The sequence below is a fragment of the Streptomyces fragilis genome (assembly GCF_003112515.1).
Lineage (GTDB): Bacteria > Actinomycetota > Actinomycetes > Streptomycetales > Streptomycetaceae > Streptomyces > Streptomyces fragilis.
This window is the reverse complement of record NZ_BEVZ01000002.1, coordinates 1,288,998-1,313,952: the sequence shown is the minus strand read 5'-3', so window position 1 is coordinate 1,313,952 and position 24,955 is coordinate 1,288,998. Positions and strand designations below refer to the sequence as shown.

The following is a 24,955-nucleotide window of genomic DNA, read 5'->3' as shown; positions in this document are numbered from 1 at the left end:
GCCGTGGACCCGCTCTCCCCGCACGCCGGACCGGACCCGCACGACGCTGGACCGGACCCGCACGACGCAGGACCGGCCCCGCGCGTCACGCCGGGGCCCGCCGGCGCGGAGGGCGGAGGGTCGGCACGGGCCGAGCGCGGGCCGCTGCTGCAGTACGCCACCGGCTCGCTCGGCATGGGCGCCTGGGTGACCGTACCGGGCCTGCTCCTGCTGTACTTCCTGACCCACACCCTCGGTGTCTCCCCGCTGGTCGCCGGGCCGGCGCTGCTCATACCCAAGATCGTCGACGCGGTCGTCCACCCGGTCGTCGGCACGCTCTCGGACCGCCAGGCGCGCCGGCAGGGCAACCGTCGCGGGATGATGCGCTGGGGCCTGCTGCTGGGCGTCGCCATGACCGCGATGTTCACCGTCCCCGCCGGGTTGCACGGCACGCCGGCCGCCGTCTGGGTCGCCGCCTGGTACGTCGTCGGCAACCTCCTGTTCGCGGCGTTCCAGGTGCCCTACCTGACCACGCCCTCGGACCTGCGGGTCGGCTCCCACGAGTCCACCCGCGTCTTCATGGTGCGGATGGTGCTGCTCACCGTCGGCCTGCTGGCGGCCGGTGTCCTGGCCCCGGTGCTGGTCGCCGACGAACAGCGCGGCAGCTACACCCGGATGGCGTGCGTCTTCGCCGTCCTCATGCTGGTCACGGCGCTGGTGGCGATCCGCGGGGTTCGCCGCCTGACCGCCACCGGCGGCTTCCGGGAGCCCGCCGCGCACTCGCCGTCCGCCCTCGCCGACGTACGGCTCGCGTGGGCGGACCGCGGCTTCCGGCTGCTGGTGCTGTCCTACCTGTTCACGGGTACCACCACCCACCTGGTGCTCGCGGCCGTGCCGTTCTACGCCGAGCACGTGCTCGGCCGCTCGGGCCTGACCGCCGTCCTGATGGGCGCCTTCCTCGGCCCCGCGATGATCACCTCGCCGCTGTGGTTCCGCGTCTCCGGGCGGATCGGCAAGCAGCGCGGACTGCTGCTCGCACAGCTGCTCTTCGTCCTCGGCAGCCTCGTCCTCGTCGCCGGCGACCACGTGCCGGTGGCGCTCACCGTCGCGGTCGTTGCGCTGCTGGGCACGTCCTTCGCCGGTCTGCAGCTGCTGGCGTTCTCGATGGTGCCGGACGTCGTGGCCGCCGCCGAGCGCCGCGGACACTCGCGGGCAGGTGCCTACACCGGCGTGTGGACGGCCACCGAGGCCGTGGGCACCGCCGCCGGCCCCTACGTCTACTCGGCCGTGCTGGCCGTCGGCGGCTTCGCGGCCTCGGTCGACGGGGAGGGCGCGCGGCAGACCGCGGGAGCCGTCCACGCCGTGCTGATCGGGTTCACCGTCGTGCCGGCGGTCCTCATGGCCGTCGCCTGGCTCGTCCAGCGGCGCTGCCGGCTCGACGGGCTCGCGGACGCGCGGTGATCGCGGACGTCGGCTCGCTCGGCACCCTCGTCGGGCTGGCCGCCGTCGTGGTCGGGGCGATCGCCCAGGCCGCGACGGGGATGGGTTTCTCGCTGGTCGTCGCGCCCTGCCTGGTGGCGGTGATGGGGCCGCGCGACGGCGTCGCGGTGACGCTCGTCCTCGCGGCCCTCTCCTCGGTGGCGCCGTTGTGGAACAACCGCTCCCACGTCGAGCCACGGGCGGTCGTCCGTCTGCTCGCCCCGACGCTGGCGTTCACCCCCGTCGCCGCCTGGGCGGTCCGCGACGTCGAGACCCGCTGGCTCGCCCTCGCGGGAGGCGTGGGCGTCATCGCCGCCACGCTCCTGCTCGCCGGCGGCCTGCGCTCCCCGTGGCTGAGGCGGCGCGAGGCGGTGGTCGTCGTCGGCGCCGCCAGCGCCGCGCTCAACGTGGTCGGGGGAGTCGGGGGACCGCCCGTCGGCCTGTACGTGGCCAACGCCGGGTGGGAGCCGCGCAAGGCCCGCGGCACCCTGCAGGCGTATTTCGGCGTCCAGAACCTGGTGACCGCCCTCGTCCTCGGTCCCGTGCTCCCCGACCCGGCGCAGCTGGCCGCGCTCGCCCTCGGAACGGCCGCCGGACTGCTGCTCTCCGGCCGGACGGGGGCGGCCACCGTGCGGGCCGGGATCCTGACCGTGTCCCTGTTCGGCGGCGTCTGGCTGGTCGCCGGCACCGTCTAGGGCATCGGCGCCGGTCCCGCCTCCCGTCACAGGCGGCTCCCGGGTGCTGGTGCGAGGCCCGACCCTCCTCGTATGTTTCCGGGGTGATGACCGAACACGGCGAGGTCGCCGTCGTCCGCTGGCCGGGCGGGACCCCTGCGGTCCGGGACGGCCTGCCCGCGCTGCTGGCCGCCTACCACCTCCGGACGGAGGCCGAGAAGGGCGCACCGGTGGCCGGGGTGAACGACCTGCCGGACCGCTACCGGGCGGAGGTCACGGACCCCTGGACCGCGCTGGCCGGCGACGTCGTGCTGGTGGCTCTCCAGGAGGACGTGGCTGTGGGGTGCCTGGTGCTGGCCTCCGCGCACGACGGGCAGGCGGAGATCAAGAGGCTCTGGACCGAGCCGGCGTCCCGCGGTCGAGGCGTTGCGTCGGCCCTGCTCCGTGCCGCGTTCGGTCACGCCGCGGAACTCGGCGCGCACACCGTCCGGCTCTCGGTGTGGGAATGGCGGACCGGTGCCATCGCCCTGTACGAACGGCTCGGCTTCACCGTCACCCGGTCCTGGGACGAGCGGAAGCGGCTGGTGTGCATGCGGCGCGATCTGCTCACTGTGTGAAGAACGTGGCGTCGGCCCGGTCGGTCGCCGTGCTGAGGGCCTGCACCCGCAGCAACTGGTCGAAGTGGCGGATGTAGCGGCCCGGGAAGTTGGACGACTCGTAGGAGACGCCGGCGGAGTCGGCGAGGCCGGGCCGCGCCGACCAGGACGCGTCGCCCCGGAACACGGCCGTGCCGTCGTTCTTCTCCACCCACACCTCGAAGTTCCGGTGCCGCAGGAAGTGGCCCGGGAAGTTGGCCGACTCCAGGGAGACGGTGCCGGCGCCCGCGAGTCCGGTCACGACACGGAACTGCGAGTCGGCCAGCGGACTGACGTCGGCGTCGGTCCTCGCGCGGAACTCCCAGTGGCGGATGAAGCGGTCGGGGAAGTTGTACGAGGAGAGCCGGACCGGGGTCGCTCCGTCGGCGACCGGTATCCCGAAGTCGGGTGTGCCGTCGGCCTTCCAGTAGATCTTCTGGACGCGGGTACGGCGGTTGGGATCGTCGAGGGGGTCGCCGCTGATGTCCCGGTAACCGCGGTCGTGGTAGACGAGGATGTCCGACTTCCCGTCCTCGGAGACCGTGAACTGGTTGTGTCCGGGGCCGTACTGGCCGGTGGCGGCGTTGCTCGCGAAGACCGGGCCCGCGCTCTTGGTCCACGACGACGCCCTCATGAGGTCCGCGGAGGCGGACGCCGTCAGCATGCCCATGCAGTAGTTCGCGTCCGTCGCACTGGCCGAGAAGGTCATGAAGACCTTGCCCCCGCGCTGGATCACGGCCGGGCCCTCGTTGACGGTCTGGCCTCCCGCGGTCTCCCACGAGGCGGTCGGCCGGCTGAGCATGACCGGCGCGCCGGTGATGGTCCACGGGTCGGACATCCGTGCCAGGTAGAGGTTGGTGCCCGCGCCGACCGCCGGGTCGTTCTGCGCCCAGGCGAGGTAGCGGGTGCCGTTCACCGCGAAGGTCGTCGCGTCCAGCGAGAAGGTGTCGAGGGGCAGGGCGATCCGGCCCTTCTCCGTCCACGTCCCGGTGACCGGGTTCGCTGCGGCGCACTCCAGGACGTACGGCCGGATCCTCCACACGTCCCTCGCGTCGCCGGCGGCGAAGTAGACGTACCACCTGCCGTCGACGAAGTGGAGTTCGGGCGCCCAGATGTGGGAGCCCATCGCGCCACTGGCGTGCTTGGTCCACACGGTCGTCTCGGGGGCCGAGGACAGCCCCTGGATGGTGGTGGCGCGGCGCAGCACGATCCGGTCGTACGCGGGCACCGTGGCGGTGAAGTAGTAGTAGCCGTCGGTGTGCTTGTGGATGTGCGGATCGGCCCGCTGCTCGACGAGGGTGTTCCGGTAGGTCACCCCCGGCGACGCGGGCACCGCCGCGTGGGCGGTGGTGGTCGCGGCACCGGAAAGGGTGGCGACGGCGGAGCCGGCGATGACGCCGAGGGCCGAGCGGCGGGTGAGGCCAGGTCTCACGACTGCTCCCTTGCGGGCCGGGGGTGCGGGTGCCGGACGTTCACACGCTGTCGCCGTGGCGAGCACGGTTCGTAGCCTCGGCCAGAGGCTAGGTTCCGCGGATCACGTCGTCAACGCCCCCGTCGACATCCGCTCCCCCGGTGGTGGCGACGCGCGGCGAAGAACCGTGGTGGGGTGGAGGACGACTGGTCACGGCGTGAGCGGGCAGGCGGGTCTCGCACGCGGGTCACAACCGACACGCGGCGCATTTCCGGCCTTACCGTCCAGACCTCAGGAGTTCCGCGTGATGATTGTCGGCGTGATAGCCGCCTGCGTCGTCCTTGCCGTGCTCGCCTTCCTGCTCCCCCGGCTGTCCCGGCACCCGCAGAACGGCGCACAGCGCGTGCTGGGAGCGGGTTCGCGCACCGGGTCCAAGGCACCCGGTCCGCTGGGGCGCCTGCTCAGCAAGCCCTTCAGTTCCAGTTCGCGTGCCGTGGGACGCAGCGGCTCCGCCGGGCGGCGGGCGCGCGGGCGTCTGCCGTTCTGACCACCGGGAGAGGACGAAGTGGACCAGCCCGAGGACGAACTTCTCGACGGCCTGACGGTGAACGAGCGACGGCCGGAGAAGCCCGTCCTGCTCAACGCCGACGGCAGCCCCATCAAGACCTGGCAGGAGAACCATCCCTACGCCCGCAAGGTACGCAGGGCCGAGTACGACCGGCAGAAACGGGCTCTGCAGATCGAGTTGCTGAAGATGCAGCGCTGGGTGAAGGAGACCGGGCAGCGGATCGTCGTGGTCTGCGAGGGCCGGGACGCGGCCGGCAAGGGCGGCACCATCCAGCGGTTCACCGAGCGGCTGAACCCGCGCGGCGCCCGCGTGGTGGCGCTGGAGAAGCCCACCGAGCGGGAGGCGGGCCAGTGGTACTTCCAGCGGTACGTGTCCCACCTGCCCGCCCGCGGCGAGATCGTCTTCTTCGACCGCTCCTGGTACAACCGGGCGGGCGTCGAGCGGGTGATGGGTTTCTGCACGGACGAGGAGTACCGGCGGTTCCTGCGGCAGGCGCCCATGTTCGAGCGGATGCTCACCGACGACGGCATCCTGCTGGTGAAGTTCTGGTTCTCCGTGTCCCGCTCCGAGCAGCGCACCCGTTTCGCGATCCGGCAGGTCGACCCGGTCCGCCGCTGGAAGCTGTCGCCGACGGACCTGGCCTCGCTGGACCGCTGGGACGAGTACACGACCGCGAAGGTCGAGATGTTCCGCGCCACGGACACCCCGTACGCCCCGTGGACGGTGGTGAAGAACAACGACAAGCGGCGGGGCCGGCTGGAGGCGATGCGCAGCCTGCTCGACCGCTGCGCCTACCCGGCCAAGGACCAGGACGTCGTGGGCACACCGGACCCGTTGATCGTCGGCCCGGCCGACACCCTGCTGGAACCCGGTGAGGAACCCGCCGACCTCTCCCCCACTCCGCTCTCCGGTGACCGTCACGGTCCCGGGCTCCATCCCGGCCGGGAGGACGAACGGCCGGGAGGAGCCGCCTGAGCGTCCTGGCTCCCGGGGACCGGTGGGCGGCCGGAGGGAGCGCCCGGCCCGTCCGGCCGGACCCTACGGAGCCGTGTGGTAGTAGCGGGTGCACTCGCTGACCATGCCGTCGTCGGCGATGCGGAAGACGTCGACGAAGCGCAGGCCCGGGTGGCGCGAGCCCGGGTCGACCCGCCGGCCCTCGGCGACCACGCTGCGGTCGGCGGCCACCAGGTGGTCGATCTCGTGGCGGGCCTGGGCGGTGCCGTGGCAGAGGTGGGCGCGGACGACCTCGGCGCGGCCGTGGACGGGGGGCATGCCGGGCAGCTCCAGGACCACGCACTCGTGCATCAGGGAGGCGCAGGAGTCCGCGTCGCCCGCGTCGAGGTAGTCGTAGACCAGGCGGACGTGGTCCATGCCCGCGGCGGTGATCAGGTCGGTCGCTCCGGAGAGCGCGGCTGCCGGCTGGTCGTGACTCGTCATCGGGCTGTACCCCTTTCGTCCTCCCTCCCGAGTCTGGGCGGCACGGCCAACTCTTCGCTATCGCAGCACTATCCTCGCCCGACATATGCACGCCATGGACAGAACAGTGACATATGTGGAGACTGTTCGAAGCTGCTCTTGCCTCGTCAACTCATGTGTCTCGGTGGGGGATTCGGTGACCGACCTCATGGCGGAGGAGGAGCAGGGCGTCCCTCCGGCGCCGCGCCCGTCCTTCCGGATTCTCGGTCCGCTGCAGGTGCACGGAACCGACGGTCCGCTGCGGGTGCCGCCCGGCCGCCAGGAGGTGATCCTCGCCGCGCTGCTGCTGGAGGCCAACCGGGTGGTGAGCACCGGTTACCTGGTCGACCTCATCTGGGAGGACGTTCCGCCGGAGACCGCTCGCACCCAGGTGCAGATCTGTGTGTCACGCCTGCGGAAGCTGCTGGCCGGTGCGGACGCGGAGGTCTCGATCACCACCCGGGCCCCCGGGTACGTGCTGCACACCGACGAGCGGAACGTGGACGCCGCCCTGTTCACCGCGGGGGTGGCGCGGGCCAGGCTGCTGCGGGAGCGGGGCGACGCGCAGCGGTCCGTGGAGGAGCTGAGGGCCGCGGTGGCCCTGTGGCAGGGGGACTGCCTGCCGGGGCTGGACAGCGGTCCGCTCGCGAACAAGGCGCGGCAGCTCAACGAGGAGCGGCTCACCGCCGTCGAGCTGCGGATCCAGCTGGAACTCGGGCTGGGGCGGCACGACCGGCTGGTGGGCGAGCTGCAGCTGCTCACCCACGAGCACCCCCTGCGGGAGAAGCTGCGCGGGCAGCTGATGCAGGCGCTGTACTGGTCGGGACGGCAGGCCGAGGCGCTCGAGGTGTTCCGCACGGGGCGGCGGCTGCTCGACGAGGAGCTCGGGCTGGAGCCGGGCCGGGAGCTCAGGGAGCTGGAGTCGGCGATCCTCACGGGCACGCTGGCCCCGCCCTCCGGTCCGGCTCCGGTCGGCCCGGCTCCGGCCGGTCCGGGGCGGGCCGCCGAGACGCAGGCACCGCCCCGCGCGGACACGAAGGCCCCGCCGGAGGAACCGGCGGCACCTGCCGAGACCGCCCGGCAGGAGGCCGTGCCGCATCAGCTTCCGGCCGCGACAGCCGACTTCGTGGCGGACGCGGCGCAGCTGGCGGCGCTCGAGGAGGCGCTGACCGGAGGGCCGGAGCGCACGACGGTGGGGCTGGCGGCGGTCACCGGGAAGCCGGGAACCGGCAAGTCGGCCCTGGCCGTCCAGGTGGCGCACCGGCTGTCGGACTCTGCGTTCCCCGACGGGCAGCTGTACTGCGACCTGCGGGGGACGACCGGCGCCCCGGTCACCCCGGAGGAGGTGCTGGGGCGTTTCCTGCGGGCGCTGGGCATTCCGGGGCAGCTGATCCCGGAGTCGCTGGACGAGCGGGCGGAGATGTACCGGTCGAGGCTGGCGTCGCGACGGGTGCTGGTGGTGCTGGACGACGCGGCGGGCGAGCGGCAGGTGCTGCCGCTGCTGCCGGGGAGCCGTCGCTGCGCGGTGCTGGTCACCAGCCGGACCCGGCTGACTGCGTTGCCGGGCGCGCACCGCGTCGAGCTGGACGTGCTGGGTGAGGACCGGGCGCTGGAGCTGCTGGCCAGGATCGTCGGACGGGAGCGGGTGGCGACGGAGGCGGTGGCGGCGGAGGCGCTGGTGCGCACCGTCGGCCGGCTGCCGCTGGCCCTGCGGATCGTGGCGGCGCGGCTGGCGGCGCGGCCGCACTGGTCGCTGGCGTCGATGGTGCAGCGGCTGGCCGACGAGCGGCACCGGCTGGACGAGCTGACGCACGGTGAGATGACGATGCGGGCGAGCCTGGCCCTGACGTACGACGGGCTCGCCCCCGCGGACCGCCGGCTGCTGCGACTGCTGAGCATGGCGCAGGCGCCGACCCTGCCGAGCTGGCTGGCGGGCGCGCTCCTGGACGACGGCCGGCCCTTCCCGTCGGACCTGATGGAGCCGCTGGTCGACGTGCAGATGCTGGACGTCGCCGGGGTGGAGCGCAGCGGTGGTTTCCGGTACCGCTTCCACGAGATCATCCGGGTGTACGCGCGGGAGCGGCTGGCGTCCGACCCGCCCGGGGAGCGGGGGGCGGCGCTGGCCCGGATGGGCGGCGGGTGGATGTACCTCGCGCAGCAGGCCCACCGGAAGCTGTACGGCGGGGACTTCACCGTGCTGCACGGTGACGCCCCGCGCTGGGAGCCGCCTGCCGTGTACACGCAGGAGCTGCTGGGCGATCCGCTGGCCTGGCTGGAGGCCGAGCAGGCCGCCCTGTGCCGCATGGTGGAGCATGCGGCCGAGGAGGGGCTGCACGACCTGTGCTGGGACCTGGCGACGACGCTGGTCACGCTGTTCGAGGTCAGAGGTCTGTACGACCTCTGGGAGCAGACGCACCTGTGCGCGCTGACGGCGGCCCGCAAGGCGGGCAACCTGCGGGGCACCGCGGCGGTGCGGGCCTCGCTCGGCTCGCTGTACATGAGCCGCAGCCAGTTCGGCGCGGCGCGGCAGGCGCTGACCTCGGCGCTGGACGTCTTCCAGGCGCTGGACGAGCCCACGGGTGAGGCGCTGTGCCGCCGGGACCTGGCTCTCATCGCCCGGACGGGCGGTGACGACGCGTCGGCACTGGAGCTGTACGCCCGGTCGCTGGCGGACTTCGACCGGGCGGGGGACGTGGTGGGGCGGGCGATCGTGCTGACGCAGAGCGCCCACATCCGGATGCGGCGGGGAGAGTTCGCGGCGGCGCAGGCCCAGCTGGACGAGGCTCTGGACACCTACGACGCGGTGGGCTACGTCGGCGGCCGGGCGCGGACGTTGCGGCGGGTCGGCCAGCTGCTGCTGGAGCAGGGCAAGAGCGATCTGGCGGTGCTGACCTTCACCGAGGTGCTGGAACTGTGCCGGGATTCCGGCGACGTGATCGGTGAGGGACACCTGCTGCGCGACCTGGGGCACGCCTTCTCCGTGATGGGCCGGCCCGATCGTGCCAGGGACTTCTTCGACCGGGCCGTGACCGCCCGCGAGCGGATCATGGATGTCGGCGGGGGCGCGCTGGCGCGCCTGGACCTGGCGCGCCTGCTGGAGGGGGAGCCGGGGCGTGCCCGGGAGCTGCTGGCACCGGCGGTGGAGGTGTTCCAGGACCGGGGGATGGTCCGTGAGCTGACGGAGGCGCGGCGGCTGCTCGCCGCGGGCTGAGGCCGGCGGACCGGTCGCGGCCGGGGTCAGTCCCAGGGGTTGTTGTCGGTGCTGCCACCCGTGCCACCGGTGCCACCGGTGCCGCCGGTGGATCCCGTGCCGCCGGTGGTGGTGCCGGTGCCCCCGGTGGTGGTTCCGGTGTCGCCTTCGTTCGTGGTGGTGTCGCCGCCGGCGGTGGTGTCGGCGGTGGCGACGACCGCGGTGCCCGGGCCCGTGGTGGCGGCGGCCCAGCTGGTCTGGGCGCCGGCGGCGGCGAGGAGCACGATCAGCGCGGAAGCGACCGTGGCGCGGAGGGCGTTGCGGGGGGCGGCGGTGTGCGACATGGGGTGCTTCCTCTCGGTGGTGGCGGCCGGTAGCGGCTGACGACCACAAAGTTAGGAAGGGGCGGATTCACGGCACCGTCCGCTGCCTTATCACCCCGCTATCACGGTCCGGCGCTCCTCGTCACGTCGTGAAAGCGACCGCCGCCGGCCGTCGCCGGAGGTCGACGCGGCCGACGTCGGGCGGCTCGTGAGGGGTTAGCGGCGGGATGGTTCGTGGATAGGCGGCGTGCCGACCATGGCCGGCAGACCTTCCTGACCCGACCAGCAGGAGCTGCACATGACGCACGGCCTTGCTTCTCAGGACACCACCCCCGCCCCCGCCGCCGCGCTCGGCGCCCTGATCCTCCAGCACCGGCTGCGCATCGGCCTGACGCAGCGGGAGCTCGCGGACCTCTCCACCATCAGCGTCCGCGCCATACGCGACCTGGAGAAGGGGAAGGCGCAGCGGCCCAGAACCGACACGGTCCGGCTGATCGCCGACGGTCTGCGGCTCGGCCCCCGCGCCCGTGCGGCTCTCGAGGAGGCGGCTCAGCGCGGCCACCGCGGGGGTGTCCGGGCGGCCGCCGAACGGCCCGCGCCGCCGGTTCCCCTGCATCCGCTGATCGGGCGTGAGGCGGAGTGCGCCGCGGTGGTGGAGGAGCTCCGTTCGGGCGCCGAACGGCTGGTGACCGTGGTGGGGCTGAGCGGCGTGGGCAAGACCCGGCTGGTCCTGGAGGCGGCGGCGCGGCTGCACGACGCGGGTCTGGCCGTGCTGTGGCACTCGGCGCCCGGGGCGGCCGTCGACTTCCTCCCGGGCGGTCAGGGTCCCTTCTCCGCGCTCGCGGCCGACTGCGCCGCCTTCCTGCGCGGCGAGGGCCGGGGCGACGATCTGCCCGGCGGGCCGGCCTGGCTGCCCGGCGACCGCGGTGTCGTGCTCGTCCTCGACGGCGCCGACACGGGCCTGCTCGACTTCCACCGGCTGGGCCGTCTGCTGCGCGAGCTGCCGGGGGTGCGTCTGCTGGTCACCGCCGACGAGCCGTGGAACGTCCCGGGCGAGCGTCTCTTCCTGCTGTCGCCGCTGGACGCTCCCGAGCCGTCCGCCGCGGGCCCCGCCGGCACGGCCGCCTCCCGTTTCTTCCTGGACCAGCTGCGCCGGCTGCGTCCGGGGTTCGTGCCCGACGAGCGGGCCCTCGCCGACGTGGCGTGGATCTGCCACCGTCTCGACGGCCATCCGATGTCGCTGGCGGCCGCCGCCTCCTGGCTGGCCGTCTACGACCTGCCCGCGCTGCGTTCCCTCCTGGAGTCGGACCCGTACCCGCTGCTCGCCCATCTGGCCGACGGCCCGGCCGGCTCGCGGCTCCAGGAGCGGGTGGCGCGCACCGTGGCCGAACTGCCCGCGCCCTGCCGGGACCTGCTCGCCGGCCTGTGCCGTGACGGGGACGGCGCCTTCCTGCTGGAGGACGTGGTGCGGCTGACCGGCCGTCCGCTGCCCGAGTGCGGCCGCATGCTGCGGGACCTGCTGGTCGGCGGCGTGGTCCGGTCCGTCGACGAGGGCGCGCTGCCTGCCTTCCGGGTGCTGTGCGTGGTGCGCGCGGTCCTCGGCGCGGCTGCCGTCGCGACTGCCGCCTGACTGCCGCGCGGCGGCCCGCTGCTGGCGCTCCCGCCGGAACAACTGCCGCTCGGCGCCCCGGCGGGCGGGTTGTATGGCACTGCCCGCCCCTCCCCCGCCGTCCCTCACCCAGGAGACCGCCATGTCGTCCGACGCGCCTGTCGCTCCCGTCCCGGCCGCCACCCGGTTGCCTCTCTCGGCGGCCCAGCGTGACATCTGGACGGCGCACGCCCTCGACCCGTCGGGCCTGAAGTACAACGTGGCCGAGTGCCGGGAGATCCTCGGCCCGGTCGACCCCGGGCTGATGGCCGCCGCCTGGCGCCGGCTGGCCGAGGAGGCGGACTTCCTGCGGACCCGCCGCTTCGAGGAGGACGGGGAGCAGGTCTGGCAGGTCGTCGACGCCGACGCCGGCCGGCTCGATCTGCCGTTCACCGACGTGAGCGGGGCGGCCGACCCGGAGGCGGAGGCCTGGCGGCTGATCGACGGGATGATCAGCACCCCGTTCGCGCTGGACTCCGAGCCGCCGGTGCGCTGCGCGCTGATCCGGCTGGGCGCGGAGCGGTACTTCTACTTCTACGGCTTCCACCACCTGGTCGTGGACGGCGTCGGTGTCGGGCTCGCGCTGACGCGGCTGGTGGAGCTGTACGAGCGGGCGGTCGCCGGCGAGCCGTGGGGGCCGTCCCCGTTCGGCCGGCTCGCGGACCTGCTGGCGGAGGACGCCTCCTTCCGCGGGTCGCGGGAGGCCGCCGCCGAGCGGGCGGCCTGGCGGGAGCACCTCGCCGGGGCGCCGGACGCCCCCCGCGGTCTGGTCCGGGGCGCCGGCCGGGCCACGCCGGCCCACGGCGGTCTGCCCTTCGCCCGGCGTACCGTGCGTCTCTCCCCGGCCGACGCCGGCCGGCTGCGGGACGCGGCCCGCGCCCAGCGAGCCTCCTGGCCGGTCCTGCTGGTGTCGCTGCTCGCCGTGTACCTGCACCGGGTCACCGGGCAGGACGAGCTGGTGGTCGCCCTGCCGGTGACCGGCCGGACCACGCAGACGGCGCGCAGCACTCCCGGCATGATGTCGAACGTGGTGCCGCTGCGGCTGCGGGTGCACCCCGACGAGCCGTTCGGCGCGCTGGTCCGCTCGGTGTCCGCCGAGGTCAAGCACGGTCTGCGCGGGCAGCGGACCCGTTACGAGGACCTGTGCCGGGACGCCGGCGTCCTCGGAAGGGCGCGTGGACTCGCCTCTCCGGTCGTCAACATCATGGGCTTCAACGCGGACCTGACGGTCTGCGGCAGCCCGACCGTCAACCACAACGTCAGCAACGGCCCGGTCGACGACCTCAGCATCGCCGTGTTCGACCTGGGGGCCGCGCACGGCATGCGGATCGACTTCGACACGCCGGTCGAGGGTGTGGACCCGGGCGCCGTCGCCGCCCACCAGGACCGGTTCGCCGCGTTCCTGGCCACGGCTCTCACGCCGGCCGCCGGCGAGCTCGCCGAGCGCACGACCGCCGATCTTGAGGTTTTGACGGAGACGGAGCGCGGCCTGCTGCTCGGTAAGTGGGCGGGCGCCGTCACCGAGCGGCAGGACACCACGCTGGTGGATCGCTTCCAGCAGCAGGTGGAACGTTTCCCCGACCGGGTCGCGCTGATCGACGGGGACCGGCGGATCACCTACCGGGAGCTCGACGCGGCCGCCAACCGCTGGGCCCGGCACCTGCGCGGCCGGGGTCTGGGCCGCGGCGACCTGGCGGGCGTCCTGCTGGAGCGCGGCGCGGACTTCGCCACCGCCCTGATCGCCGTGCTCAGGACCGGCGCCGCCCATGTGCTGCTCGACCCCGACTTCCCCGACGAGCGCCTCCGCTCCGCCGCCGGCGACGCCGGCATCAGCCACCTGGTGACCACCCCCCGGCTCGCCGGCCGCCTCGACGGCCCGTGGACCGTCCACACGGAGGGTCCGCACGAGCTCACCCACCTGGAGGCGGGAGCCCTGGGCGTCCCCCTCACTCCCGACGACCCGGCGTGCCTGATGTTCACCTCCGGCTCGACCGGCCGGCCCAAGGGCATCCTGTCCTCCCACCGCAACCTGGTGGCCACCCTCGTCGGCCAGCGGTACCTCCCGACCGGCCCGGACGAGGTGTTCCTGCAGTCGTCGCCGGTGTCCTGGGACGCGTTCAGCCTCGAGTTCTGGGGCCCCCTGCTGCACGGCGGGACCACCGTCCTGCAGCCGGGGCAGAAGCCGGAGCCGACGCTGGTGAGCGAACTGGCGCGGCGTCACCGCGTCAGCACGCTGCTGCTGTCGGCGAGTCTGTTCAACTACCTCGTCGACGAACACCCGGAGACCTTCGAGAGCGTCACCACCGCCTACACCGTCGGTGAGGCGGCCTCCCCGGCCCACGTGCACAAGCTGCAGCGGCTGCGGCCCGGCATCGCCGTGGTCAACGGCTACGGCCCCGCCGAGGTCATGATCTACGCCACCACGCACACCGTCGAGCGCGGGCCGCGGCCGCACCCGTCCATCCCCATCGGGTCGCCGCTGGCCGACAAGCCGCTGTACGTCCTCGACAGCAGGCTGCGGCTGTGCCCGCCGGGCGCCACCGGCGAACTGTACGTGGCGGGCGAAGGGCTGGCCCACGGCTACCTGGGCCGACCGGACCTGACCGCCGCGCGCTTCGTCCCCAACCCGTACGGTCCGGCCGGCAGCCGTCTCTACCGCACCGGCGACCTCGTCCACTTCGACGCCGACGGCAACCTCCACTACGAAGGCCGCGCCGACGACCAGATCAAGATCCGCGGCTTCCGCGTCGAGCCCGGCGAGATCGAGGCCGCCCTCCTCACCCACCCCGCCGTCACCCAAGCCGTCGTCACCGTCCACCAGGGCCGGCTGTCCGCCCACATCGTCGCGGACGGGCCCACGTCGACCGACGACGTCCGCGGCCACCTCGTCGAGCGTCTTCCCGACCACCTCGTCCCCACCTACCTGACCGTCCTCGACCGGCTCCCCCTCACGCCCAACGGCAAGGTCGACAAGCGGGCCCTGCCCGAGCCGACCGCCGCCTCCCGCACCGGACGAGCACCCCGCACCCCGGTCGAGGAGACCCTCACGGCGCTCTTCGCCCGCACCCTCGACCTCGCCGACGCTCCCACCATCGACGACGACTTCTTCGTCCTCGGCGGCCACTCCCTGCTCGCCGCCCGCCTCACCAACCACATCGCGGACGCGCTCGGCGTCCGGCTCACCGTCCGCGACGTCTTCCAGCACCCCACCCCCGCCCGGCTCGCCGGACACCTCACCGGCACGGGCGCACAGAAGGCGACCGCCCTGCCCGCCCTGACTCCCGCGGCCCCCGCCTCCGGGTCCCTGCCCGCGTCCTTCGCGCAGCGACGGTTGTGGCTCCTGGCCGACCTGGACGGCGACAGCACCGCCTACAACGTGCCGTTGTCGGTGCGGATCGACGGGTCCGTGGACACGGCGGTGCTGGAGGCCGCGCTCACCGACGTCGTGGAGCGGCACGCCCCGCTGCGCACCCTGATCGAGACGGTGGACGGCGAGCCCTGCCAGCGTGTCCTGCCGCCGGCCGAGGTCCGCGTGGCTGTGGAACGGCGCGTCACCACCCCGGAGTCCCTGGAGTCCGACCTGGTGACGGCGGCGGGGTACCGGTTCGACCTGCGGACGGAGATCCCGCTGCGGGTCACCGTGTTCGAGCCCGGTGACGGGTCGTGCGTGCTCCTGGTGCTGCTGCACCACGTGGCGACGGACGGTGCGTCGAACGGCGTGTTCTTCGACGACCTGTCGCGGGCCTGTGCGGCGCGGGCGTCGGGTGCGGCGGGGAACGTGCTGGAGCCGTTGCCGGTGCAGTACGCGGACTACGCGCGGTGGCAGCGGACGGTGCTGGGGTCGGCCGACGATCCGGACAGCGTGCTGGCGCGGGAGCTCGGGTTCTGGCGCTCGACGCTGGACGGGCTGCCCGAGGAGCACGGTCTGCGCCTGGACCGGCCCCGTCCCGCCCGGGCAACCCACCGGGGCGGACAGGTGGAGGTCGACCTCGGCCGGGACGTCATGCGCCGGGTGGGCGAGCTGGCCCGGGCGGAGGGCTGCACGCCGTTCATGGTGGTCCACGCCGCCCTGGTCGCCGCCCTGACCCGTCTCGGCGCCGGCACCGACTTGGCGGTGGGTACGCCGGTCGCCGGCCGGGGCGACGAGCAGCTGCGCGAACTGGTCGGCTTCTTCGTCAACACCCTGGTGCTGCGCACCGACAGCAGCGGGGACCCGACCTTCCAGGACCTGCTGGCGCGGATCCGTGCCACCGACCTGGACGCCTTCGCCCACCAGGAAGCGCCCTTCGACCTCGTCCTCGAAACGCTCAACCCCATTCGCTCGCTCGCGCGTCACCCGCTCTTCCAGATCTGCCTCACCCTTGACGTCGCCACCACCCCCCGTCTGAGCCTGCCGGGCAACGCGACGGGCGACGTGGTGCCCGTCGTGAACGGTTCGGCCAAGTTCGACCTCGAGTTCCTGCTCCGCTCCGACGACAACCAGCGACTGCACGGGACGGTGCTCTTCGCGCGGGACCTGTTCGACGACAGCACCGTGCAGCGCTTGGTGACCGTCCTGGGCCGCGTCCTCGAGCAGGTCATGGCGGACCCCGGTCACCGGATCAGCGCCCTTGACGTTCTCTCCCAGGAGGAACGCGCCCTCGTCACCGGCCCCTGGGCCGGCACCAGCGCCGACATCGACGATGTCTCGCTGGTGGAGCGGTTCGAGGCACAGGCGGAACGTTTCCCCGACCGGGTCGCGCTGATCGACGGCGAACGGCAGATCACCTACCGGGAACTCAACACGGCCGCCAACCGCTGGGCCCGCCATCTCCGCGACCAGGGCCTGGGCCGGGGCGACATGGCCGGTGTCCTCCTGGAGCGGGGCGCGGACTTCGCCGCCGCGGTCGTCGCCGTCACCAAGACCGGCGCCGCCTACACCCTCCTAGACCCGGACTTTCCCGACGAGCGCCTGCAGGCTGCGGCTTCGGACGCCGGCATACGCCTCCTCGTCACTGACCCCGCCCTCGCCGGACGGCTCGAAGGCCCCTGGAACACGGTGTCCACCTCACCGGCGGAACTCGTTGATCTGTCCGAGGCGAATCCGGGACTTTCCCTGTCCGGTGACGACGTGGCCTGCCTGATGTTCACGTCCGGGTCGACGGGCCGACCCAAGGGCATCCTGTCCTCCCACCGCAACCTGGTGTCCACTGTCACCGCGCAGACCTACGGGCACTTCGGACCGGACGAGGCGTTCCTGCAGTGCTCCCCTGTCTCCTGGGACGCCTTCAGCCTCGAGTTCTGGGGCGCCCTCCTCCACGGCGGCACCACCGTCCTGCAACCCGGACAGCGACCCGAACCCGCCTTGATCACCGAACTGGCTCAGCGTCACAAGGTGACGATGCTCCAGTTGTCCGCCAGCCTGTTCAACTACCTCACCGACGAGCACCCCGAGGCCTTCGACAGCGTCACCGTCGCCTACACGGGCGGCGAAGCGGCCTCCCCGGCCCACGTCCACAAGCTCCACCGGCTGAAGCCCGGCATCACCGTCGTCAACGGCTACGGCCCCGCCGAATCCATGGGCTTCACCACCACCCACACCATCGAGCCCGCCGACCAGCCCCACCCGACGATCCCCGTGGGATCACCCATCACCAACAAGGGCGCCTTCGTCCTCGACGACCACCTCCAGCTCACCGCTCCCGGCGTCACCGGCGAGCTCTACCTCGCCGGCGACGGCCTCGCCCACGGCTACCTCGGCCGCCCCGACCTCACCGCCACGCGTTTCGTGCCGAATCCTTACGGTCCGGCGGGCAGCCGCCTCTACCGCACCGGCGACCTCGTCCACTTCGACGCGGACGGCAACCTCCACTACGAAGGCCGCGCCGACGACCAGATCAAGATCCGCGGCTTCCGCGTCGAGCCCGGCGAGATCGAAGCCGCACTCCTCACCCACCCCGCCGTCACCCAAGCCGTCGTCACCGTCCACCAGGGCCGGCTGTCCGCCCACATCGTCGCCGACAGGCCCGCCGAGGACGTCCGCCGTCATCTTGCCGAGCGTCTTCCCGACCACCTCGTCCCCACCTACCTGACCGTCCTCGACCGGCTCCCGCTCACCCCCAACGGCAAGGTCGACAAGCGCGCTCTGCCCGAGCCCTCGTCGGTCCCGACGGGTGGCCGGGCGCCTCGTACGCCGCTCGAAGAGACCCTGACCGTGCTCTTCGCCCAGGTCCTGGGTGGCGCGGACACCCCCACCATCGACGACGACTTCTTCGTCCTCGGTGGCCATTCGTTGCGGGCGGCGCGCCTCACCAACCACATCGCGGACGCGCTCGGCGTTCGCCTGACCATCCGCGACGTCTTCCAGCACCCCACCCCCGCCCGACTCGCCGACCTGATCTCCCGCCAGAAGGGACTGCCCGCCCTGCCGCCGATCACGGCCGGAGAGGGAACGGGCGACAGCGACTCGCTGCCGGCCGCGTCCTTCGCGCAGCGACGGCTGTGGCTCCTGGCCGACCTGGACGGCGACAGCACCGCCTACAACGTGCCCCTCGCAATTCGCCTCGAAGGCGAACTCGACGCAGCCGCATGGGAAGCCGCGCTCAACGACCTGGCGGAACGGCACGCCCCCCTGCGCACCCTGATCGAGACGGTCGACGGCGAACCGCGCCAGCGGATCCTGTCCCCGGCCGAGGTGCGGGTACCGGTCGAGTGGCGTACCACCACTCCGGAAGCCCTGGAGTCCGACCTGGTGACGGCGGCGGGGTACCGGTTCGACCTGCGGACGGAGATCCCGTTGCGCGTCACCGTGTTCGAGCCCGGTGACGGAACGACCGTGCTCCTGATCCTCCTGCACCACGTGGCGACGGACGGCGCGTCGAACGGCGCCTTCTTCGACGACCTGGGGCGGGCCTACAAGGCACGGCTGTCGGGTGCCACCACCAACGTTCTGAAGCCTCTGCCGGTCCAGTACGCCGACTACGCGCACTGGCAGCACAGAGCCTTGGGCTCGCCCGACGACCCGGACAGCGTGCTGGCACGGGAGCTCGGGTTCTGGCGCTCGACGCTGGACGGGCTGCCCGAGGAGCACGGTCTGCGCCTGGACCGGCCCCGTCCCGCGCGGGCAACCCACCTGGGCGGACAGGTCGAGGTCGACCTCGGCCCGGACGTCATGGCGCGAGTGGGCGAACTCGCTCTCGCTCAGGGCTGCACGCCGTTCATGGTGGTCCACGCCGCCCTGGTCGCCGCCCTCACCCGTCTCGGCGCCAGCACCGACCTCGCCGTCGGCACACCGGTCGCCGGCCGGGGCGACGAGCAGCTGCGCGAACTGGTCGGCTTCTTCGTCAACACCCTGGTGCTGCGCACCAACAGCAGCGGAGACCCGACCTTCCAAGAACTGCTGGCACGCGTCCGTGCCACCGACCTGGACGCCTTCGCCCACCAGGAAGCCCCCTTCGACCTCGTCCTCGACACGGTCAACCCGGCCCGCTCCCTCGCCCGCCACCCCCTGTTCCAGATCTGCCTCGGTCTCGAAACCGGGGGCACCCCGGAACTGCGGCTGCCCGGTGCGCGACCGGCTGGCGTGATCGGCGTGATGAACGGTTCGGCCAAGTTCGACCTCGAGTTCCTGCTCCGATCCGACGACGACCGGCGACTGCACGGGACGGTGCTCTTCGCGCAGGACCTGTTCGACGAGACCAGCGTGCGGCGCATGGTCACTGTCCTGGGCCAGGTCCTCGAGCAGGTCCTGGCCGACCCCGGCCTTCGGATCAGCACCCTCGACGTCCTCTCCCAGGACGAGCGCGCACTGCTCACCGGAGCCTGGGCCGGCACGGTCCTCGACACCGACGACGTCTCGCTGGTGGCACGGTTCGAGGAGCAAGCCGCCCGTTCGCCCGAGGCGGTGGCACTCATCGACGGTGACCGACGAGTTACCTACGAGGAGCTCAACGCGGTCGCCAACCGCTGGGCCCGCCATCTCCGCGACCAGGGCCTGGGCCGCGGTGACATGGCTGGCGTCCTGCTGGAGCGAGGCGCGGACTTCGCCGCCGCGGTCGTCGCCGTCACCAAGACCGGCGCCGCCTACACCCTCCTCGACCCCGACTTCCCCGACGAGCGCCTGCGGGCTGCGGCTTCGGACGCCGGCATACGCCTCCTCGTCACCAGCCCCGCCCTCGCCGGACGGCTCGAAGGCCCGTGGAACACGGTCACCACCTCACCGGCGGAACTCTTCTCCCTGTCCGACCTCAACCTCAGCGTCCCTCTGTCCGGTGACGACGTGGCGTGCCTGATGTTCACGTCCGGCTCGACGGGCCGACCCAAGGGCATCCTGTCCTCCCACCGCAACCTGGTGTCCACCGTCACCGCCCAAACCTACGGGCACTTCGGACCGGACGAAGTCTTCCTCCAGTGCTCCCCTGTCTCCTGGGACGCCTTCAGCCTCGAGTTCTGGGGCGCCCTCCTCCACGGCGGAACCACCGTCCTGCAACCCGGACAGCGCCCGGAGCCCGCGCTGATCGCCGAACTGGCTCAGCGTCACAAGGTGACCATGCTCCAACTGTCGGCCAGCCTGTTCAACTACCTCACCGACGAGCACCCCGAAGCCTTCGACACCGTCACCGTCGCCTACACGGGCGGCGAGGCCGCTTCCCCGGCCCACGTCCACAAACTCCACCGGCTGCGGCCCGGCATCACCGTCGTCAACGGCTACGGCCCCGCCGAATCCATGGGCTTCACCACCACCCACACCATCGAGGTCAGCGACCGGCCCCACCACGTCGTCCCCATCGGATCACCCCTGATCAACAAGGGCGCCTATGTCCTCGACGACCACCTGCAGCTCACCGCCCCCGGCGTCACCGGCGAGCTCTACCTCGCCGGCGACGGCCTCGCCCACGGCTACCTCGGCCGCCCCGACCTCACCGCCACCCGCTTCGTCCCCAACCCCTATGGACCTGCCGGCAGCCGTCTCTACCGCACCGGCGACCTCGTCCACTTCGACACCCACGGCAACCTCCACTACGAAGGCCGCGCCGACGACCAGATCAAGATCCGCGGCTTCCGCGTCGAACCCGGCGAGATCGAAGCCGCCCTCCTCACCCACCCCGCCGTCACCCAAGCCGTCGTCACCGCCCACCAGCAGCGCCTTGTGGCGCACGTCGTCGGCGGAGCGCCGGAGCAGGGCCTCGTGGGCAACCTGGCCGACCTGGCACGCCGGCATCTCACCGAGCGGCTGCCCGAGCACCTGGTGCCCGCACACATCATGGTTCTCGACCGGCTTCCCCTCACCCCCAACGGCAAGGTCGACAAGCGCGCTCTGCCCGAGCCGTCGTCGGTCTCGACGGGCGGTCGGGCGCCTCGTACGCCGCTCGAAGAGACCCTGGTGGCTCTCTTCTCCCGGGCGCTGAGCACCTCCGAGTCCCTCACGATCGACGACGACTTCTTTCGCCACGGTGGCCATTCGTTGCGGGCGGCGCGTCTCACCAACCACATCGCGGACGCGCTCGGCGTTCGCCTGACGATCCGCGACGTCTTCCAGCACCCCACGCCCGCCCGCCTCGCCGACCTGATCTCCCGCCAGAAGGGACTGCCCGCCCTGCCGCCGATCACGGCCGGAGAGGGAACGGGCGACAGCAACTCGCTGCCGGCCGCGTCCTTCGCGCAGCGACGGCTGTGGCTCCTGGCCGACCTGGACGGCGACAGCACCGCCTACAACGTGCCCCTCGCAATTCGCCTCGAAGGCGAACTCGACGCAACCGCATGGGAAGCCGCGCTCAACGACCTGGCGGAACGGCACGCCCCCCTGCGCACCCTGATCGAGACGCTCGACGGCGAACCGCGCCAGCGGATCCTCTCCCCGGCCGAGGTCCGCATTCCTCTCGACCACCGCCGGATCGCCGCCCATGACCTGGACAGGGAGCTGGCGACGGCCGCACGACAGGTCTTCGACCTGCGGACCGACGTCCCCTTCCGGGCCACGGCGTTCGACCTTGGCGACGGCACCTGGGTGTTGTTCCTCCTGCTGCACCACGTGGCGACGGACGGTGCGTCGAACGGCGTGTTCTTCGACGACCTGGCCCGGGCCTACGAAGCGCGGCTGTCGGGTGCCACCACCAACGTGCTGGAGCCCTTGCCGGTCCGGTACGCCGACTACGCGCACTGGCAGCACAGAGCCTTGGGCTCGCCCGACGACCCGGACAGCGTGCTGGCACGGGAGCTCGGGTTCTGGCGCTCGACGCTGGACGGACTGCCCGAGGAGCACGGTCTGCGCCTGGACCGGCCCCGTCCCGCCCGGGCGACCCACCGGGGCGGCGAGATCGGAGTGGACCTCGGCCCGGATCTCTTCGCCCGGGTGAGTGAACTGGCCCGGGCGGAAGGCTGCACCCCGTTCATGGTGGTCCACGCCGCCCTGGTCGCCGCCCTCACCCGTCTCGGCGCCGGCACCGACCTCGCTGTCGGCACACCGGTCGCCGGTCGGAGCGACGAGCAGCTGCGCGAACTGGTCGGCTTCTTCGTCAACACCCTGGTACTGCGCACCGACAGCAGCGGAGACCCGACCTTCCAGGACCTGCTGGCACGCGTCCGTGCCGCCGACCTGGACGCCTTCGCCCACCAGGAAGCCCCCTTCGACCTCGTCCTCGACTCCGTCAATCCGGCCCGCTCCCTCGCCCGTCACCCCCTGTTCCAGATCTGCCTGGGCCTCGAGACGGGCGGCGCCTCAACGATCCGGCTGCCCGGTGGCCGCCTGGCCGACGTGTTCGGTGTGACGAACGGTTCGGCCAAGTTCGACCTCGAGTTCCTGCTCCGCTCCGACGACAACCAGCGACTGCACGGGACGGTGCTCTTCGCCCAAGACCTGTTCGACGACAGCACCGTGCAGCGCATGGTGACCGTCCTGGGCCGCGTCCTCGAGCAGGTCCTGGCGGACCCCGGTCACCGGATCAGCACCCTCGACGTCCTCTCCCAGGAGGAACGGGCGCTCGTCACCGGCCCCTGGGCCGGCACCAGCGCCGACATCGACGACGTCTCGCTCGTCGAGCGGTTCGAGACGCAGGCGGAACGTTTCCCCGACCGGGTCGCGCTCATCGACGGCGAACGGCAGATCACCTACCGGGAACTCAACACGGCCGCCAACCGCTGGGCCCGCCACCTGCGCGCCCAGGGCCTGGGCCGCGGCGACATGGCCGGTGTCCTGCTGGAGCGGGGCGCGGACTTCGCCGCCGCGGTCGTCGCCGTCACCAAGACCGGCGCCGCCTACACCCTCCTCGACCCCGACTTCCCCGACGAGCGCCTGCAGGCTGCGGCTTCGGACGCCGGCATACGCCTCCTCGTCACCAGCCCCGCCCTCGCCGGACGGCTCGAAGGCCCCTGGACCACGGTCACCACCTCACCGGCGGAACTCTTCTCCCTGTCCGACCTCAACCTCAGCGTCCCTCTGTCCGGTGATGACGTGGCCTGCCTGATGTTCACGTCCGGGTCGACGGGCCGACCCAAGGGCATCCTGTCCTCCCACCGCAACCTGGTGTCCACCGTCACCGCCCAGTCCTATGGACACTTCGGACCGGACGAAGTCTTCCTCCAGTGCTCCCCTGTCTCCTGGGACGCCTTCAGCCTCGAGTTCTGGGGCGCCCTCCTCCACGGCGGAACCACCGTCCTGCAACCCGGACAGCGACCCGAACCCGCACTGATCACCGAACTCTCGCGCCGCCACCGCGTCACGATGCTCCAGCTGTCAGCCAGCCTGTTCAACTACCTCACCGACGAGCACCCCGAGGCCTTCGACACCGTCACCGTCGCCTACACGGGCGGCGAAGCGGCCTCCCCTGCCCACGTCCACAAGCTGCAGCTGTCGAGGCCCGGCATCACCGTCGTCAACGGCTACGGCCCCGCCGAATCCATGGGCTTCACCACCACCCACACCATCAAACCCGCCGACCAGCCCCACCCCGTCATCCCCATCGGATCACCCCTGGTCAACAAGGGCGCCTTCGTCCTCGACGACCACCTGCAGCTCACCGCCCCTGGCGTCACCGGCGAGCTCTACCTCGCCGGCGACGGCCTCGCCCACGGCTACCTCGGCCGCCCCGACCTCACCGCTACCCGCTTCGTGCCGAATCCGTACGGTCCGGCGGGCAGCCGTCTCTACCGCACCGGCGACCTGGTGCACTTCGACGCGGACGGCAACCTCCACTACGAAGGCCGCGCCGACGACCAGATCAAGATCCGCGGCTTCCGCGTCGAACCCGGCGAGATCGAAGCCGCCCTCCTCACCCACCCCGCCGTCACCCAAGCCGTCGTGACCGCCCACCAAGGCCGGCTGTCCGCCCACATCGTCACCGACACGCCCACGTCGACCGACGACGTCCGCGCCCACCTCACCCAACGCCTCCCCGACCACCTCGTCCCCACCTACCTGACCGCCCTCGACCGGCTCCCGCTCACCCCCAACGGGAAGATCGACAAGCGGGCACTGCCCGAGCCGACCGCCCTCTCCCGCACCGGACGTGCACCCCGCACCCCGGTCGAGGAGACCCTCACGGCACTCTTCGCCCGCACCCTCGACCTCCCCGACGCTCCCACCATCGACGACGACTTCTTCGTCCTCGGCGGCCACTCCCTCCTCGCCGCCCGCCTCACCAACCACATCGCCACCGCGCTGGACGTCCGGCTCACCGTCCGCGACGTCTTCCAGCACCCCACCCCCGCCCGACTCGCCGAACACATCGCGGCGTGCAGGACCGCGCCGGCCGTCAAGGCCCGGCCCGCTCTGCGCCGCCGCACCGAGACCGAACGGATGAGCTCATGAACGGATCTCCGTCCCCCGCCGCCGAGGACGTCGTCTGGGATCTGCCCGGTGACGCGCCGCACCGCCTGTCGCTGCTGGTGCTGCCGCACGCCGGCGGCAACGCGCACGCCTACAGCGAGTGGCGCGAGCACCTGCCGGCCGATGTGCGGCTGCTGATCGGCCAGTACCCGGGCCGCGGCGCCCGCTACTGCGAGGACCTGCCCGAGTCGATCGACGACCTGGCCCTCCCGGTGGTCGGCGCACTGCCCTCGGACACGGGCCCGCTGGTGGTGCTCGGGCACAGCATGGGTTCGCTGGTCGCCTTCGAGGTGACCCGCGCGCTGCAGGCCGCCGGCCGCGCCCCGGCCGGGTTGGTCGCCTCGGCCTGCCGGGCGCCGGAGCTGCCCAACCAGTGCCCCGTGCACCCCGAGCGCCTCGACGACGACCAGCTCGTCGCCGCCATCAAGGAGCGGGGCGGTACCGACGACGGCATCCTCGACGACCCGGAGCTGCGCGAGATCGTCCTGCCGTCCATCCGCGCCGACTTCGCCATCGACGACGCGTACCGGTGCACCGCCCCGGGCGTGCGGCTGGACTGCCCGGTCGCGGTGTTCGGCGGGGACGCCGATCCGATCGTCCCGGTGGAGATGCTCGGCGGCTGGTCCACCGTCGCCGGCCGGTCCGTGACGCCGGAGGTGCTGCCCGGCGACCACTTCTACTTCCAGCAGGACCTGCCCGGCTTCTTCGCACGCCTGAACCCGGCCCTGCAGGCCCTGCGCGACGCCACGGCCGCCCCGGCCTGACCCGCACCCGTCCGACCGGCGTGTGGC

General features: G+C 72.7%; 12 protein-coding genes. 9 read left to right on the top strand and 3 right to left on the bottom strand.

Annotated elements, in window-relative coordinates; translation table 11 throughout:
* The first annotated feature begins 3 nt into the window (after positions 1-3).
* The 3 genes from Sfr03f_RS07650 to Sfr03f_RS07640 all read left to right on the top strand — a co-directional run bounded on the left by Sfr03f_RS07650 (position 4) and on the right by Sfr03f_RS07640 (position 2,749).
* Positions 4-1,440 (top strand): MFS transporter, encoded by a 1,437-nt coding sequence (locus tag Sfr03f_RS07650; protein WP_245967444.1) that lies wholly within the window; start codon positions 4-6, stop codon positions 1,438-1,440.
* On the top strand, positions 1,437-2,153 hold the full coding sequence (locus Sfr03f_RS07645; RefSeq protein WP_245967443.1) for a TSUP family transporter: 717 nt from the start codon (positions 1,437-1,439) through the stop codon (positions 2,151-2,153). Before Sfr03f_RS07650 ends, Sfr03f_RS07645 begins: the two co-directional genes overlap by 4 nt.
* 86 nt (positions 2,154-2,239) lie before the next feature.
* Positions 2,240-2,749, top strand: coding sequence for a GNAT family N-acetyltransferase (locus Sfr03f_RS07640; RefSeq protein WP_108952892.1), 510 nt, complete (start codon positions 2,240-2,242; stop codon positions 2,747-2,749).
* On the opposite strand, the gene Sfr03f_RS07635 is transcribed toward Sfr03f_RS07640, so the two are convergent.
* Positions 2,739-4,199 carry a family 43 glycosylhydrolase gene (locus Sfr03f_RS07635; protein ID WP_108952891.1) on the bottom strand — a complete coding sequence of 487 codons (1,461 nt, stop codon included), beginning with the start codon at positions 4,197-4,199 and terminating at the stop codon, positions 2,739-2,741. The genes Sfr03f_RS07640 and Sfr03f_RS07635 overlap by 11 nt on opposite strands.
* 283 nt (positions 4,200-4,482) lie before the next feature.
* Between Sfr03f_RS07635 and Sfr03f_RS07630 the strand changes: the two genes are divergently transcribed.
* Together Sfr03f_RS07630 and ppk2 are read left to right on the top strand one after the other, a co-directional pair.
* Complete coding sequence (locus tag Sfr03f_RS07630) at positions 4,483-4,725, top strand: DUF6411 family protein (RefSeq protein WP_174721541.1); 243 nt, start codon at positions 4,483-4,485, stop codon at positions 4,723-4,725.
* A gap of 18 nt (positions 4,726-4,743) precedes the next feature.
* The gene (gene ppk2 / locus Sfr03f_RS07625; RefSeq protein ID WP_108952889.1) at positions 4,744-5,721 is read left to right on the top strand and encodes a polyphosphate kinase 2; all 978 of its coding nucleotides are present in this window, start codon (positions 4,744-4,746) and stop codon (positions 5,719-5,721) included.
* 63 nt (positions 5,722-5,784) lie between these two features.
* Here ppk2 and Sfr03f_RS07620 read toward each other — a convergent pair whose 3' ends face one another.
* Positions 5,785-6,183: a nuclear transport factor 2 family protein gene (locus tag Sfr03f_RS07620; RefSeq protein WP_108952888.1), complete on the bottom strand. Its 399-nt coding sequence runs from the start codon at positions 6,181-6,183 to the stop codon at positions 5,785-5,787.
* A gap of 187 nt (positions 6,184-6,370) precedes the next feature.
* Here Sfr03f_RS07620 and Sfr03f_RS07615 point away from each other — a divergent pair, with 187 nt between their 5' ends.
* Positions 6,371-9,412: an AfsR/SARP family transcriptional regulator gene (locus Sfr03f_RS07615; protein ID WP_174721561.1), complete on the top strand. Its 3,042-nt coding sequence runs from the start codon at positions 6,371-6,373 to the stop codon at positions 9,410-9,412.
* 26 nt (positions 9,413-9,438) lie between these two features.
* Here Sfr03f_RS07615 and Sfr03f_RS30545 read toward each other — a convergent pair whose 3' ends face one another.
* Positions 9,439-9,735, bottom strand: a complete 297-nt coding sequence (locus Sfr03f_RS30545) for a hypothetical protein (RefSeq protein WP_170145022.1) — start codon at positions 9,733-9,735, stop codon at positions 9,439-9,441.
* Between the two features lie 277 nt (positions 9,736-10,012).
* Here Sfr03f_RS30545 and Sfr03f_RS07605 point away from each other — a divergent pair, with 277 nt between their 5' ends.
* The 3 genes from Sfr03f_RS07605 (at position 10,013) to Sfr03f_RS07595 (ending at position 24,928) form a co-directional block, all read left to right on the top strand.
* Complete coding sequence (locus tag Sfr03f_RS07605; protein WP_108952886.1) at positions 10,013-11,344, top strand: XRE family transcriptional regulator; 1,332 nt, start codon at positions 10,013-10,015, stop codon at positions 11,342-11,344.
* A gap of 121 nt (positions 11,345-11,465) precedes the next feature.
* Positions 11,466-24,146: a non-ribosomal peptide synthetase gene (locus Sfr03f_RS07600; RefSeq protein ID WP_159105583.1), complete on the top strand. Its 12,681-nt coding sequence runs from the start codon at positions 11,466-11,468 to the stop codon at positions 24,144-24,146.
* Positions 24,143-24,928 (top strand): thioesterase II family protein, encoded by a 786-nt coding sequence (locus tag Sfr03f_RS07595; RefSeq protein WP_108952884.1) that lies wholly within the window; start codon positions 24,143-24,145, stop codon positions 24,926-24,928. Before Sfr03f_RS07600 ends, Sfr03f_RS07595 begins: the two co-directional genes overlap by 4 nt.
* Positions 24,929-24,955: the final 27 nt, after the last annotated feature.